Raw genomic sequence first — 14,823 nt, 5'->3', positions numbered from 1 at the left:
GGAGGGGGTCGGGGTCGGGGTCAGGCCGCCGGGCGCAGCTTGTAGCGCACCGGCAGTTGCTTGGTCCCCACGATGAGATTGGATTCGGTGCGAACGGCCGGTCCGGCCGGTTCGATTTCAACGACCCGCTCGGCCATCTGCTGGATGAGCGCCTGGGTGCTGGCTCGAGCCAGGTGAGCCCCCAGGCAGTAGTGCTCGGCCCAGCCGAAGCCCAGATGGCGGTTGGGGTGACGACCGATGTCGAAGTCGTGGGGACGGTCGAACACCGCCTCGTCCCGATTGCCCGAGGCGTAGAGCAGCATCAGGAACTCGCCCTCCTTGACCGGCTGGCCAGCAACGGTGGCATCGGCCATCACCGTGCGCTTCATGTAGTTGACGGGGGTGGACCACCGGACCACCTCCTCCACCGCATCCTTGAGGAGTTCGGGGTGCTCCCGCAGCCGCTGGAGCTGGTCGGGGTAGGCCAGAAACGCCTCCAGGGCCCCCGACAGGGCGTTGCGGGTGGTGTCGTGGCCGGCCACGAACACGATGAGGTAGTAGCCGAACGTCTCGATCTCGCCCAACGGCTCTCCGGTGGGGAGATGGGCGTGGGCCAGCATCGAGGCCAAGTCGTCCGTGGGGTTGGTGCGGCGATCCTTGATGATGCGGTCGAACATGGCGTAGAACTCCATGCCCACCTGTTGGCTGGCCTCGTAGCGGCTCTCGGCCTCCCGCCGATAGTCGGGATCGTCGCCGGACAAGAGCTGCTGGGTCAGCACCAGCAGTTGCTCTTCGTCGTCGCGGTCGATGCCCAAGATGGTGGCCAAAACCCGCAGGGGGTGGCGCTGGGCGATGATGTCCACGAAATCGCACTCGCCCTCGTCGCCCAGGCTGTCGAGCAGCGACTGGGCACTGTCGTGGACGATCTGGTCGAGCTGGCTGATGCCCCGAGGGGTGAAGAAACCGCTGGCCACCTTGCGGTAGAGCCGGTGGTCGGGGGGGTCCATGCTGATGATGGTCCGCATGTTGGCGATGGCACTCGGCCCGTTCTTCTGGTCGGCCACCTGTTGATCGCTGAGCACCACGATGCCGTCGGCCTCGTTGCTGAACACCTCGGGCTGGGTGGACACCTCGATGATGTCGGCGTGGCGGGTGATGGCCCAGAAGTTCTGGAAGCCCTCGGGCTCACACCAGTGGACCGGCGAATTCTGCCGGAGCCAGGCCAGCAGTTCGTGAGGTTGGCCATTGGCCCCGTAGCGCCGGGGAGAGATGAGATCAAGGGCGTCGACGTCCACGCCTCCACGTTAGTGGAGCCATTTGCCGGCCGGCGATGCCGCTCGGTAGGCAAGCGGGTTGGTGGAGCCCGCTACTGGTAGGCGAGCGGGTTCGTGAATGGGCTTGTGGAGCCCGCTACTGGTTGGCGATGCCGCTCTGTTGGATGATGTCCTCGCTGCCCTCGAAGCCGCCGCCGAGCGCGTCGAAGTCAACCGAGCCGACGGACAGGGCGGCCAGGGGCGGCAGCGTCGGGTTGGGCTCGACGCCACCGGCCAACGGGTACTCAAAAGTGTTGGTGGTGAAGTACCGCTGGACCGAGGGGGACAGCAGGTAGGCCACGAGACTCTGGGCGGCTTCCCGGTCGTCGGCCGCGGCGGTCATGGAGGCCGCCGTGATGATGAGCAGCGAGCCGATGTCCTGGTCACCCAGGTCGTGGTTGGCCGCCCGGTGCTGGTTGCCCGCGGCGTCGGCGTCGGCGGCCATCCGGTGGTTGTAGTAGTGGTTCACCAGACCCACGTCGATCTCACCCCGAGCCACTGCCTCCACGATGGAGACGTTGTTGGGGTAGAAGCGGGCGTTGTTGGCCACCATGTCGTCCAGCCACCGGGTGGCCACCTCGTCGCCGTACTGGTCGCGAAACACGGTGAACCAGTCCAGGAAGGACCCATTGGTGGCGGGAATGGCCACCCGGCCCTCCCAGTGCGGCTCGGTGAGGTCGAACACCGAGTCGGGCAATTCGGCGGGGGGCACCCGGTCCACGTTGTGGACCAGCACCCGCTTGCGACCGGAGAAGCCGATCCAGGTGCCGTTGGCCCCCCGATGCTCTTCGGCCACCAAATCGAGCACGTCGGCGTCCATCGCCGCCAGAAGACCCCGTGCCTGCAGGAAACCCACCGGGCCCGGTGATCGGGAGATGAACACGTCGGCGTCGGTGCGGTCGCCCTCGGTGTCGATCAGCAGGGCCAGGTCGGTGGACGAGGCCCAGCGCACCCGCACCGCGGTGCCGGACTCGCAGGCGAAGGCATCCAGGACCGGCTTGATGAGGTTCTCGCTGCGGCCGGAGTAGACGGTGACCATGGCGCCGGTCTCGTCGGCACAGGTGCCGTCGTAGATGCCGGCGGCCACCCCTTCCAACTTGGTGCCCCCGTCACCCCCACAGGCCGCGGCCACCAACGTCAGAACCAGGACAGCACCGGCAACCCCGGCGCGAGAAACAACTGTCATGCCGCAGCACCCTAGGCGGACCGAGTCCGCATATCAAGTTAGCCTAACAATTGTTGTTCGGCTTCTATGGCAACCTCAGGCGGCCGGCTTGACCGACTCCCAGCGCAGCGGCAACTGGGCATACCCGTCGATGAGGTTGGAGTGCAGCCGGGGCAGCGTGCCGGGATCATCCACCCCCAGTGCCAGCCCCTCGAAACGACCGACGATGGCTTCGAACATCATCTTCGATTCCAACCGGGCCAGCGATGCCCCCAGGCAGAAGTGGGGTCCACCGGCGCCGAAGGCCACGTGCTGGCTGGCGTCGCGGGTGATGTCGAGGGTGTCGGGGTCGTCAAAGGCCCGCTCGTCGCGATTGGCCGAGCTGTACCACAGCACCACCGGGTCTCCGGCCTTGATCTCCTGCTCGCCGATCACGGTGTCGTAACGCGGTCGGCGCACGAACTGCATCACCGGGGTGGTGTAGCGCAGCAATTCCTCGATGGCGTTGGGGATGAGCGACGGGTCGTCCTTGAGCATCTGCATCTGCTCGGGGTGGCGGATGAGCTCCAGGGTGCCGGTGGTGATGAGGTTTCGGGTGGTCTCGGAACCGGCGTTCTGCAGGAGCATGAAGAACACGTCGATCTGGAGCTGATCCAGCGATTCCCCGTCGATCTCGGCTTCCATGAGCACGCTGATGAGATCATCGTGGGGCACCTTCTTGCGGATCTCGCACATCTGGTCGGCGTAGGCGAACATGTTCAAGCTGGCCTGTTGACGCTCCTCGTCGGTGAACCGCTCGTCGAAGCCGAAAGTGGTCTCCGTCCAGTGGAAGATCTTGTGGCGATCCTCCTCGGGCACCCCCACCAAATCGGCGATCACCTGCAAGGGCAACTCCACGGCGATGTCGCCCGCCATCTCGCAGCCCGACTTGTCGGCCACCTGGTCGATCAGCCGATCAACGGTGGCCTGGATCTTGCCCTCCAGGTCGCGCACCCGCCGGGGAGTGAAGCCCCGATTGATGAGCTTGCGCATCTTGGTGTGGTCGGGGGGGTCCAGGCTGATGAGCATGCCCGAGGTGGCGTCGTCGGTGGACGACGGGGGTTGATCGCCGGCCATGAAGGGGTTGGGCTGGCTGCTGAAGCACTCCGTGTCACGCGACACCCGCAGCACGTCGGCGTGACGGGTCACGCTCCAGAAGCCGTCCCACACCGGATGGGAATGCCAGGTCACCGGCTCGTGGTCGCGGAGGTAACGGAAGTAGTCGTAGGGCACGCCCTGTTCGAAGGCGGCCGGATTCCAAAGGTTCAACGGTTCCATCTCGTCCTTCTCGGTCTCCATGAGGTCAGCGGGTTCACCATTTCACAATACCGATCACCAGGGCCTGACCGATCACCGGGGCCTGACCGATCACCGGGGCCTGACCGATCACCGGGGCCTGACCGATCACCGGGCCTGGCCGATCACCGGGGCTTGCGACCGACCACGGCGATCGAAACGGTGCTCATCATCACAAAGCCCGGTGCTCGCACCTGGCCCAGCGCGGTGTCGCCGTCCTCGGCGGTCACCAGGCCGGCCTCCACCAGCCGGGGGATGGCCCGCTCCAGGGCCAAGAACCACCACTCCCCGCCGGGTTCACCAGGCCGCATCGACCACACATCGCCGATGATGTCGATGTCGGTGGCCCCCAGGTCGCGGAACCGCCCGGGCAACCGAACGCCGTAGTCGGGGTCGCGCCATTCGCTGATGGCCCCCGAGGACACGTAGCGGTGAACGGTGGCGTAGGGCTCGGGCAGCGTCTGCTCGGTGAAGGAGGCAAAGGCCCCGTCCTCCACCATCAGCCAACCACCGGGAACCAGGGCGGCCCACAGCGTTTCCATGACCTGGTCGCGCTCGGGCAGGTGCTGGAGCACCGCCCGGGCGTGAACCAGGTCGAAGGCGGCCTCGGGTACGGGGTCGGCGGTCACGTCGTGTTGTTCGACCCTCACGTTGGGCAGCGCAGGGCGGTGGAACTGCAGGTCCACGTCGGTGGACCACACCGAACCGCCCGGGCCGACCTTCCGGCCCAACCACGCCGAGATGGATCCTCCCCCCGCGCCCAGCTCCCAGCACCGCCATCCCTCCCCCACACCGACACCCGCCAGGATGCGACGGGTGCGAGGGTCGCGAGCCTCGGCCAACATGCCCAAGCGGACGCGCTCGATGTCCACCTCATCCTGGTTCACCCCGTACCGGTTCTCCGCCATGACTGCCTCCCCCTGGACCCGCGGACCGCTGCTGTTCGTTTCTCACCTTCGGGATTCCCGAGGCTTTCCTCGCCGTTCTCCTCTGGGTGCGGGCGAGCCGTACCGTATCGTCGCATTATGGCTCAGCACTCGGAGGACACCCCAGAGCAAGCGGCATTCCGTGCGGAGGTGCAGGACTGGCTGTCGGCTCGAGCCGTCCGGCGGGAGGACGGCGACGGCTGGTCCACCCGCACCACCCACCCCGATGTCGCCGCCGAGAAGGCCCACATGGACCGGTGTCGAGCATGGCAGCGGGAGCTGTACGACGGCGGGTGGGCGGCCATCGACTGGCCCGTCGACCACGGGGGACGAGGCGGACCGAGGTGGCAACGCCAGATCTTCCAGCAGGAGGCCGCCCGCTTCGATGTGACCAGCGGCTTTCTGGCCGCCGGGATTGCCCTCGCCGGTCCGGCCATCGGGCATTTCGGGACCGAGGAGCAAAAGACCCGACACCTGCGACCCATGCTGCGAGGCGACGTGGTGTGGTGCCAGCTCTTCAGCGAGCCCGGCGCAGGGTCGGATCTGGCCAACCTGGGCACCAGGGCCGACCGGGACGGGGACGAGTTCGTGGTGAACGGACAGAAGGTGTGGAACTCCTCGGCCCATCTTTCGGACTGGGGCATCCTGTTGGCCCGCACCGATCCCGAGGCCCCCAAGCACAAGGGGATCACCTTCTTCCTGGTGGACATGCACACGGCCGGAGTGGAGCCCCGCCCCATTCGCACCATCAACGGCTCGGCCCACTTCAACGAGGTGTTCCTGAGCGACGTGCGGATCCCGGTCGACAACGTGGTGGGCGAGGTCAACGGGGGGTGGGCGGTGGCCCGGCTGGTGTTGGCCAACGAGTCCACCATGATCGGCGGGGGTATGGACCGGGCCGACAGCACCGCCAACCTGATCGCCCTGGCCCAGCGGCGGGGCCGGTCCGGGGAACCGTTGATGCGCCAGGAGCTGGCTCGGGCCTACACCCGGGAGAAGCTGCTGGACCACATGGGGCGACGGATGCAGGAGGAGCTGCGCCGGGGTGGACGGCCCAGCCTGGACGGGTCGGTGCTGAAGGTGTTCTGGTCGGAGAGCCGTCGGGACCGAGGTGATCTGGGGGCGAGGCTCCTGGGCGGATTCGGGGTGTCCGGTGACCATGCCGACACCCAGGTGTGGGGCAATGAGGTGCTCAACCGATTCTGGGGATCCATCGGCGGCGGCACCGACGAAGTCCATCGCAACAACATGGCCGAGCGGGTGCTGGGCTTGCCCCCCGAACCCCGGGTGGACAAGCACGTTCCCTGGCGGGACCAGGTGGGCGGTCCGCAGGGTTGACTCCTGCTTGAACCACGTCGGCAGCCCGCCCATCTGATCTGGTCGACCGATCTCGTCGACGCCGAGGGGCCCGCCATCCCTTCGGGGGGCACCCCCGGTAGGCTGGCCCCGAAATGGCCGACCAAGCCACCTTCGCCGACCAGGCCATGGTCTACATGGATCAGCTCTACTCGGCCGCCCGGCGCATGACCCGCAATTCCGCCGATGCCGAGGACCTGGTGCAAGAAACCTACTTGCGAGCCTACCGCGGCTTCAGCCGCTTCCAACAGGGCACCAATCTGCGGGCCTGGCTGTTTCGCATACTCACCAACGCGTTCATCAACTCCTACCGGAGCAAGCAGCGCAAACCCCAGTCGGTTGACCTGGCCTCCGTGGAAGACCTCTACCTGCACCAACGACTGGGGGGCGACACCTTGGCCGCGCTGGGGGCCAGCGCCGAGGAGACGCTGATGGAGTCCATCACCGAGTCGGAGATCGTGGAGGCGTTGGAGTCGCTCCCCGAGGAGTTTCGTCTCGCCGTGCTGTTGGCCGATGTGGAGGGGTTCGCCTACAAGGAAATCGCCGAGATCCTGGACATCCCCATGGGGACGGTGATGAGCAGGCTGCATCGGGGAAGAAAAACGCTGCAGAAGCGGTTGCTAGACTTCGGAAAAGAGCGGGGATGGGTGGATCCACCCGATTCCGAGAGTGCTCCGGCTTCGGCCGGGACGTGACCGTTCGGAGGCACACCAGATGAGAAGCGACCGCCAATGTGTGGGGCCGCCCAACCAGTGCCACTTTTCGCGCGAGCTGATCACCCGAGCCCTCGACGGACAGCCCACCATGGAGAACATCGGTCGGGTGCGGGTCGATCTCCAGCACTGCCCACCGTGCGTGCAGGCCCTCGACGTCGAGGTCCGCTTCAAGCTGGCCATGAGCCAGGCCTGTCGGGAGTCGGCCCCGGCCTCCCTGCAACTCCGCATCACCGAACAGCTCCAGCGCGTGGTGCTCGACGACCTCGATGTCCAGGATCTCTGACGCCTGCCTCGGTTTCGGTGGTCCGACCGGTCCCAACGTGGAGTGCCCGGTGGCCGGTCGCCTAGGGTGAGCCCATGGATGTCGTAGCTGCGGTGGTGTGGCACTGGTGGATCGCCCTGGCGTTGGTGCTGGGTGCCGTCCCCGCGGTCATCGGCACCATCGTCGGCTACTTCGTCAAGGTGGTTGCTCCCCGCTACAACACCCGCCGGCCGCGTACCCCCGATACCGAGACCACCGACGATCAAGATCCGACCCGGCGTTAGGTCGGTGTCGGTGTCGGCTGAGCCCGTCGACTGGAGGCTGGCCGAGCGGGTGGCCAAGCGGGTGGCGGGCCACGAGCCGTTTCTCGACTCCTACCACTACCGCAACCTGGCTCCCCAACTGGCGGAACTGACCGCAAAGGCCGAGGAGTTGGTGGCCACCGAAACCGGCCTGCGTCCGCTGTCGGGTCCCGCTCGGGCCCGGGTGGCCACCCGAGCGCAGTGGGTGGACGCCAATGTGGCCTCCTTCCAGCGGCTGTTGCGCCCGGTCACCCAGAAGATGGCCGAGCGGGCGTCACGGCCCTGGCTGGCGCCGTTGACCCAACGGGTGAGCGGTACCGAGATGGGGGCAATTCTGGGTTGGATGTCCACCCGGGTGCTGGGCCAGTACGACTTGCTGGTCATCGAGGACGACCGCCCCGAGGATCAGGACATCGTCTACTACGTCGGCCCCAACGTGATGGCCTTGGAGCACAAACACGGCTTCGATCCCCACCAGTTCCGGCTGTGGCTGGCCCTGCACGAGACCACCCACCGAGCCCAGTTCACCGGCGTCGAATGGTTGCGCCCCCACTTTTTGGGTCTTGTGCAGGAAGCCCTGGATGCGGCCGAGCCCGACCTGGAGCACTTCAAGATGGTGGCCAAACAAGTGATCGAGGCCCGGCGCCGCGGTCACGACCTGCTGGCCGACGGGGGTCTGCCCGCCCTGCTGGCCACCCCCGAGCAAAAGGCGGTGCTCGACCGCATCGGCGGCATGATGAGCCTCCTGGAGGGTCACGGCGACATCACCATGGACCGGGCGGGCGCCGATTTCCTCCCCGATGCCGGCCGGTTCGCCCGGGTGCTGCGCCACCGCCGCAACTCCGCCAAGGGCATGGCCAAGCTGGTGCAGCGTCTGATCGGCATCGAAGCCAAGTTGAATCAATACGCCGCGGGCGAGGCCTTCATCGAAACGGTGGAGGCCCGCGGGGGCCGGGAGCTGCTGCACCGGGTGTGGGAGTCGGCGGAGCGCTTGCCCACCATGACCGAGATCCGCAATCCGCAGCAATGGATCGATCGGGTCAACGGCACCACCGCATTGGCGGGCTAGCCCCGGACCGCGGGCGTCGGCCCAGAGGCCCGGTGACATGAGCGACGCGGCCACCGCCCTGATCGCCGAATTGTCGGCCCGCTGCTCCTTTCCCCCGGCCGGCACCGAGGTGGACTGCGCAGTGTCGGGCGGGCCGGATTCCCTGGCGTTGTTGGTGCTGGCCACCGAAGCCGGATGTGGCGTGACCACCTGGCACGTCGACCACGGCCTGCGGCCCGGCTCGGCGGGCGAAGCCGAGGTGGTGGCCCGGGCGGCCTCCCGGTGGGGGGCGGCGTTCGAGGCCCGCACCGTCCGGTGTGCTCCCGGTGCCAACCTGGAAGCTCGGGCCCGCGAGGCCCGCTACGGCGTGCTCCCCGAGGGGGTGCTCACCGGCCACACCGCCGACGACCAAGCCGAAACGGTGCTGTTGAACCTCATTCGGGGTGCGGGCCTCGACGGGATGGCGGGCATCACCCCGGCCCGGCGGCCGCTGCTCGGTCTTCGCCGCCACGAGACCCTCGCCCTGTGCCACGCCGTTGGCCTGGAACCGGTCCATGACCCCACCAACCTCGACCCTGCCCACCGCCGCAACCGGATCCGTCACGAACTGCTGCCGCTGTTGGACGACATCGCCGAGCGCGACGTGGTGCCCATCATCGCCCGCAGCGCCGGCCACTTCCGGGGCTGGTGCGACTTTCTGGAGAAGCAGGTGGCGGCTCTCGATCCCACCGACGCCCGGGCGGTGGCGGCGGCCCCCGAACCCCTGGCCAAGCTGGCCCTGCGACGGTGGATCCAGCGAGAGACCGGCGCCCACCACCCCCCCGATGCCGCCACCGTCGACCGCGTGTTGGCGGTGGCCAACAATCACGCCCGCGCCACCGAGGTGGGACGCGGCTGGCGAGTCCGTCGATCCTCCCAACGGCTCGGCCTGAGCAGATAGGCACCACTAGGTTGGCCCCGTGCCCGGCGAGGTAGCGACCAGCGGCGATCCCGGACCGGTGCTCATCTCCCACGACGACCTGCAGGCCTGCATCGCCGACCTCGGCAGCCGCATCACCGCCGACTACCAGGGCCGGGCCCCCCTGTTGGTGGGCGTGCTGAAGGGTGCCTTCGTGTTCATGGCCGACCTGGCTCGGGCCATCAACCTGCCGGTGGAGTTCGACTTCATGGCGGTGTCGTCCTACGGAAGCTCCACCCGCACCAGCGGCGTGGTGCGGATCGTGAAGGATCTCGACCTGGATCTGGCGGGCCGGGATGTGCTGCTGGTGGAGGACATCATCGACAGCGGCCTGACCCTGAACTACCTCCGAAAGAACCTGCAGGCCCGCAACCCCGCCAGCCTGGAGGTGTGCGCCCTGCTGGTGCGCAAGGGGCGCCAGTACGAGGATCTGGATCTCCGCTACGTCGGATTCGAGATCCCACCCGACTTCGTGGTGGGCTACGGCCTCGACGTGGGCGAGCGGTACCGCCAACTCCCCCACATCTGCCAGTACCAGCCCAACAGCAATTCATAAAAATAGCTGAAATACACCTTGCTTCCGCTCCTGGGTTGTGGCAGATTGGAGACATCGGAGCGCTGAGACGCTCCCGCCCCGACCTTGTGGACACAACCCATGCCAATGGCAAGCGAGGATCGGCAGCGGCGTCTTCCCTGGGTGGCCCTCGGGCTGACCACCACCCTGACCGCGGCCATCGTGTTCGCCCTCTGGGCATCGTCGCTCGGCAAGAGCACCCCGGTGGCGGTGGCCGGCCGGGACATCCCTGCCGGTTCGGCCATCGAGATCGGCGATATTCGCGCGGTGGAGGTCGCCGGCGGTCAGGGCGCCGAATTCGTGCCGATGGCCGAAGTGGACGCCCTGGTGGGGGGCACCGTCCGGTCGCCGGTCCCCGAGGGGGCCTTCCTTCACCCCGACCTGCTGTCCCCGGTGGCCGCCCCCGACGCCGACATGGCCGTGGTCGGCGCCGTGCTGTTTCCCGGCGAGTATCCCGTCGCCCACCTGAGTGTCGGGCGGCAGGTGGGTGTGGTGCTGCCCGCTCCGCCTGCCGATCAGGCGGCCGTGGGCCGGGCCGATCTGTGGTCCCCGGCAGCGGCCACCGGCCCTGGCGCGGACATCACCAGGGTCACGGTGGCCGAGGTGAGCCCCGTTCTGGAATCCGGTCGAGAGGCCCTGTTCGTCTCCCTGCTGGCCGCCCCCGATGAGGCGGTGCTGATCAGCCGGGCCGCAGCCACCGGCCAGATGCGGCTCATCCTGTTGCCCGGAGCGCCCTCCACCTCCGATCAGGGGCCGGACACCGGGACCATGGCGTCCGGCCCGAACGCATGAGCATCGTGGCGGTGGGCAGCGCCAAGGCCAGTCCGGGCGCCACCTGTTTGTCGGTGGGCTTGGGACTCTCGTGGGAAGCCACCATCGGGCGCCGGGCCGTTTTGGTGGAGGCCGACGGAGACGGCGGCGTCCTGGCCGCTCGCTTCGGATTGACCGCGACCCCCAGCCTGGTGGAGCTGGCGGGTGCGGCCCGCCACGAGCTGACCATCGAGAAGCTGCAGACCAACTGTCAGATGCTGGCCGGACAGTTGCCCGCGCTGTTGGCACCCGGCTGCGGGGAAACCACCACCGCGGTACTCGCTCCCCTGGCCGGCCAACTGGTGGAGGGCTTCGGCCGGTTCGATGACATCGACGCGGTGGTGGACGTCGGCCGGGTGCGCACCGACTCTCCGGCGATTGAACTGATCGACCACTGCGATCTGTTGGTGCTGGTGGTGCAACCCCGATTCGACCAGCTCGTTCCCCTCGTCCATCAGGCCCGCACGCTGACGGCCCGCAACGTTCCCACCGCGCTGGTCTGCGTGGGCGACCAGCCGTACCCACCCACGGAAATGGCCAAGGCGTGTCAGCTCGACCTCCTCGGGGTGTTCGCCCACGAACCGAGGGTGGCCCAAGCCCTTCAGGCAGGACTCCCCGACCATCGGCGCCATCGTCGGTTCCTGTTGTGGCGATCCCTGGCCGAACTCGGGCAGCGTATCCATTACCGGCTGCAGGCACGGACCGAGGCGGCCTCCCCACGATGAACTCCTGTCCTCATGCCCAGCACGTGTTGACCACGGTCACCCGAATGCTCGATGAGTCCGAAACCGCCCTGCCGGGCAACCGGCGGGAACAGCGGGCCTTGGCCGAGCGGTTCATCCCGGAGGCCCTCGACGCCCTCGCTGCCGAGCGGGCCCGGGCTTTTCTTCCGGCCATCGACCGCACCGAGGAGTTGCGCATCGCCGACGACGTGCTGGCCGAACTCTTCGGACTCGGAGCGTTGGAGCGGCTGCTGGCCGACGACACCGTGGAGAACGTGACCGCCAATGGGTGCGACGCGGTGTGGGTTCACCACGCGGGGGGGATCAAGCGGCGCGCCCGGCCCATTGCCGACACCGACGAGGAACTGATCGCCTTGATCCGCAAGGCAGCCGCCCGACTGGGACGCAACGAGCGTCGGTTCGACACCGCCAATCCCTTCTTGGACCTGCAGCTTCCCGACGGATCCCGATTGAACGCGGTGATGGCGGTGTCCGAACGTCCGGCGGTGTCGGTTCGTCGCCATCGCCACGTACGGGTCACGTTGGACGAACTCTGTTCGCTCGGCGCGGTGGATGACACCCTCCGGGATTTCCTGGAGGCGGCCGTCCGAGCCCGTATGGCCATCATCGTGTGCGGGGGGACCAACGCGGGCAAGACCACCCTGATGCGGGCCCTGCTCAACGCCTGTGACCCCGATGAACGCCTGATCACCATCGAGGACCGGCTGGAATTGGGACTCTCGGCCGACCCGGAGCGCCATCGTGACGTGATCGAGTTGGAGACCCGGATGGCCAACATCGAGGGCAGCGGCGAGATCACCATGCAGCAGTTGGTGCGCAATGCCCTGGCCATGTCGCCCGACCGCCTGATTGTCGGCGAAGTGCGGGGCCCCGAGGTGGTGGACATGCTGGCCGCTCTGTCCATCGGCAACGACGGGTCGATGTGTACCATCCACGCCAACTCGGCTCGGGCGGGGTTGAGCAAGATCGCCACCTACGCCCTGCGATCAACCGAGCACATCCCGGTGGACGTCACCAACCGAATGATCGCCGAGTGCATCGACTTCGTCGTTCACGTGCGCAAGAGCCGTGACGGTCACCGCCGGGTGGACTCCGTGCTGGAGGTGGCCGGCATCGCCGACGGGGAGATCAACGGTGTCGAGGTGTTCTCGGCCCGTCACACCGACACCGCTCGGCCGAGCGGTCGTCTTCAGGCCTCCACCCTCCGACGGCTGGCCGACGTCGGCTATCGGGAATCGCCCCTTGACGGGAATCCCACGTCCGGAGACCAACCATGTCATCGGTGATCGGCGCGCTGCTGGGGGCGGCCGTGGGCGGCGGCCTGTTCATCGCCGCGTTGGGCTGGCGGGGTGTGCCGGCGGTGGCCGCCGAGCGCACCGGGGCACCGCAATCGGGAACGACCCGGTCCACGGCCGGGCGCGTCTTGTCGCTCTGCCTGGCCGCGGGGGCGGCGGTCGTGGCCATGGCGGCCACGGGCTGGCCGGTGGCCGGTGTGCTGGCCGCGTTCGCCGGCTACGGTGCCCCGTCGGTTTGGCGAGCCAAGGCCGGACGGGACCGGGAAGTCGACCGCCTGGACGCCCTGGCCACCTGGGTGGAAATGCTCCGGGACACCATCGGAGCGGCATCGGGTCTGACCGAAGCGGTGACGGCCACCGCGGCCACGGCGCCGACGCCGGTGCGCAACTCGGTGCGACACCTCGCCGCCCGGGCGGAACGAGAGCCGTTTCCCGATGCCCTGGCCAAGTTCGCCGACGAGGTGGACCACGCGGTGGCCGACGCCGTGGTGGTGGCGCTGGCCTTGGCGGCCACCAACCAGGTGGGCTCGCTCCAGGAGTCACTGGCCGAGCTGGCCCGCAACACCCGCCAAGAGGTGTCCATGCGCTTGCGAATCGAAGCGTCACGGGCCCGGCAGTTCACCTCGGCCCGTTTCATCGCCGGGGTGGTGACCGTGTTCTCCGTGGGCCTGGTGGCGTTCAGCCGCTCCTACCTCGCCCCCTTCGACCCCCCCTCGGGCCAAGTCGCCCTGGCGGTGGTCGGAGGGTTCTTCCTGGCCTCGGGTACGGCCCTGGTGCAGATGAGCCGGTTCTCCGATCCCCCCCGGATTCTTCATGTTCGCCCGATCCCGGTCACCTCGAGCACCGCCCGGGGGCCCCGTTGAGGACGGCGGAGCCCACCACCGCGATGTCGTTGCCGTCACCGCCCGTGGGGTGGTGGTTGTGGCCCTGATCGCCGGGTTGGCGCTGGGTGCCGGGATCGGCAGCGGCCTGGCCATGGCGGTCTGGGGGTTGTTTCCTCCCCGGCGATCCCTTCAGGCCCGCCTGGAGGAACTGCACCAGGGCGACCACCATCAGCCCTCGCCACGTGACCAAATTGGCCGGGCGGCGGCCCATTCTCTGCGGCACCTGGGCCTGCGAAGCCGGCGAACGACCATCGACTTGCGGGTGGCCGGCCACACGGTGGAGCAGCTTGCGGCGGCCAAAGTCGCCCTGCTGGTGGCGGGAGTGGGACTCCCGGTCGGGGGATGGGTCGTTGCCGGGCTCGCCGGCGTCTGGATTGCCCCGCTGCTCGTGCCGGCGGTATCGGTGTTGACCGCCGGTGGCCTCTTCGTGGTGCCCGACCTGGTGGTGCGGGAACGAGCCCGACGTCGTCGACGAGAGCTGCGCCACCACCTCTGCGCCTTCCTCGATCTCGTCGGCCTGCGACTGTCCGGAGGCTCAGGCATGGAGCAGGCCCTCACCGACTCGGCGGCCCAGGGCCACGGTTGGGGCTTTGTGGAGATCCAGCGAGCCCTTCAACAGGCCCTGTTGGCCAATGAACCCCCGTGGACGGCCTTGGAGAAGCTGGGCCGAGAACTGGGGGCCCGCGACCTGGAAGAACTGGCCGCCTGGCTGCTCTTGGCGGGCACCACCGGATCCCGAGTGCGTACGTCCCTGCACGTCAAGGCCCGGGGTCTGCGTGAACGAGCCCTGCACGAGGCGGAGACCGCGGCCCAACAGGCCACCGAGCGCATGTCCCTGCCGGTGGTGCTCATGTTCACCGGCTTTCTCGGCCTGGTCGGCTACCCGGCGGTGGCCGCCATCCTCGGATCATGAGCAACCGATCCTGCCCTACCACCCCAAAGGAGGAACCACCTGTGAGCATCACCACCAAACTTCACCTCAAGATACGAGCCCTGGGCTACACCCTGGAGCAAGGGGTGCGGCGGGCCTGGCAACAGGAGCGGGGCGATGTGACCTCGACGGTGATCATCATCGCCGTGCTGGTGGCCGCCGCGGTGGCGGCCGGGGTGGTGATCACCACCTTCATCTCCGGCCAGACCAGCAAGATCAGTTGATT

At 68.1% G+C, this 14,823-nt stretch carries 17 protein-coding genes; 13 read left to right on the top strand and 4 right to left on the bottom strand.

Annotated features, from left to right (window positions below; translation table 11 throughout):
- Positions 1-20 precede the first annotated feature (20 nt).
- From ACOQPQ_RS10940 to ACOQPQ_RS10925, 4 genes are all read right to left on the bottom strand, one after another.
- On the bottom strand, positions 21-1,274 hold the full coding sequence (locus ACOQPQ_RS10940; protein ID WP_420639463.1) for a cytochrome P450: 1,254 nt from the start codon (positions 1,272-1,274) through the stop codon (positions 21-23).
- Between the two features lie 115 nt (positions 1,275-1,389).
- Entirely contained in the window at positions 1,390-2,478 is a 1,089-nt protein-coding gene (locus tag ACOQPQ_RS10935; RefSeq protein ID WP_420639462.1) for an extracellular solute-binding protein, read from the bottom strand.
- A 75-nt stretch (positions 2,479-2,553) separates the two neighbouring features.
- Entirely contained in the window at positions 2,554-3,795 is a 1,242-nt protein-coding gene (locus ACOQPQ_RS10930; protein WP_420639461.1) for a cytochrome P450, read from the bottom strand.
- Between the two features lie 122 nt (positions 3,796-3,917).
- A complete protein-coding gene (locus tag ACOQPQ_RS10925; protein WP_420639460.1) occupies positions 3,918-4,700 on the bottom strand; it encodes a class I SAM-dependent methyltransferase in 783 nt (260 codons plus the stop codon).
- A gap of 117 nt (positions 4,701-4,817) precedes the next feature.
- Between ACOQPQ_RS10925 and ACOQPQ_RS10920 the strand changes: the two genes are divergently transcribed.
- From ACOQPQ_RS10920 to ACOQPQ_RS10860, 13 genes are all read left to right on the top strand, one after another.
- Positions 4,818-6,056, top strand: a complete 1,239-nt coding sequence (locus ACOQPQ_RS10920) for an acyl-CoA dehydrogenase family protein (RefSeq protein ID WP_420639459.1) — start codon at positions 4,818-4,820, stop codon at positions 6,054-6,056.
- A 113-nt stretch (positions 6,057-6,169) separates the two neighbouring features.
- Positions 6,170-6,769: a sigma-70 family RNA polymerase sigma factor gene (locus tag ACOQPQ_RS10915; protein ID WP_420639458.1), complete on the top strand. Its 600-nt coding sequence runs from the start codon at positions 6,170-6,172 to the stop codon at positions 6,767-6,769.
- A gap of 19 nt (positions 6,770-6,788) precedes the next feature.
- The gene (locus ACOQPQ_RS10910; RefSeq protein ID WP_420639457.1) at positions 6,789-7,073 is read left to right on the top strand and encodes a hypothetical protein; all 285 of its coding nucleotides are present in this window, start codon (positions 6,789-6,791) and stop codon (positions 7,071-7,073) included.
- 74 nt (positions 7,074-7,147) lie between these two features.
- Positions 7,148-7,336 carry a hypothetical protein gene (locus ACOQPQ_RS10905; protein ID WP_420639456.1) on the top strand — a complete coding sequence of 63 codons (189 nt, stop codon included), beginning with the start codon at positions 7,148-7,150 and terminating at the stop codon, positions 7,334-7,336.
- 10 nt (positions 7,337-7,346) lie between these two features.
- A complete protein-coding gene (locus ACOQPQ_RS10900; protein ID WP_420639455.1) occupies positions 7,347-8,423 on the top strand; it encodes a zinc-dependent metalloprotease in 1,077 nt (358 codons plus the stop codon).
- Between the two features lie 37 nt (positions 8,424-8,460).
- Positions 8,461-9,342 carry a tRNA lysidine(34) synthetase TilS gene (tilS, locus tag ACOQPQ_RS10895; protein WP_420639454.1) on the top strand — a complete coding sequence of 294 codons (882 nt, stop codon included), beginning with the start codon at positions 8,461-8,463 and terminating at the stop codon, positions 9,340-9,342.
- A gap of 19 nt (positions 9,343-9,361) precedes the next feature.
- A complete protein-coding gene (gene hpt / locus ACOQPQ_RS10890; RefSeq protein WP_420639453.1) occupies positions 9,362-9,916 on the top strand; it encodes a hypoxanthine phosphoribosyltransferase in 555 nt (184 codons plus the stop codon).
- A 105-nt stretch (positions 9,917-10,021) separates the two neighbouring features.
- A complete protein-coding gene (locus ACOQPQ_RS10885) occupies positions 10,022-10,726 on the top strand; it encodes an SAF domain-containing protein (protein WP_420639452.1) in 705 nt (234 codons plus the stop codon).
- A complete protein-coding gene (locus tag ACOQPQ_RS10880) occupies positions 10,723-11,469 on the top strand; it encodes a hypothetical protein (RefSeq protein WP_420639451.1) in 747 nt (248 codons plus the stop codon). Before ACOQPQ_RS10885 ends, ACOQPQ_RS10880 begins: the two co-directional genes overlap by 4 nt.
- Before the next feature lie 44 nt (positions 11,470-11,513).
- Positions 11,514-12,773: a CpaF family protein gene (locus tag ACOQPQ_RS10875; protein WP_420639450.1), complete on the top strand. Its 1,260-nt coding sequence runs from the start codon at positions 11,514-11,516 to the stop codon at positions 12,771-12,773.
- The gene (locus ACOQPQ_RS10870) at positions 12,761-13,645 is read left to right on the top strand and encodes a type II secretion system F family protein (protein WP_420639449.1); all 885 of its coding nucleotides are present in this window, start codon (positions 12,761-12,763) and stop codon (positions 13,643-13,645) included. The genes ACOQPQ_RS10875 and ACOQPQ_RS10870 overlap by 13 nt, the downstream gene beginning before the upstream one ends.
- A gap of 58 nt (positions 13,646-13,703) precedes the next feature.
- Positions 13,704-14,579 carry a type II secretion system F family protein gene (locus tag ACOQPQ_RS10865; protein WP_420639448.1) on the top strand — a complete coding sequence of 292 codons (876 nt, stop codon included), beginning with the start codon at positions 13,704-13,706 and terminating at the stop codon, positions 14,577-14,579.
- A gap of 41 nt (positions 14,580-14,620) precedes the next feature.
- Positions 14,621-14,821 (top strand): hypothetical protein, encoded by a 201-nt coding sequence (locus ACOQPQ_RS10860; protein ID WP_420639447.1) that lies wholly within the window; start codon positions 14,621-14,623, stop codon positions 14,819-14,821.
- The last annotated feature ends 2 nt before the right edge of the window (positions 14,822-14,823 follow it).

The organism is Candidatus Poriferisocius sp., from assembly GCF_965219775.1.
Lineage (GTDB): Bacteria > Actinomycetota > Acidimicrobiia > Acidimicrobiales > Bin134 > Poriferisocius.
The sequence above is the reverse complement of the archived record's forward strand: the minus strand, read 5'-3'. Positions and strand labels throughout refer to the sequence as shown.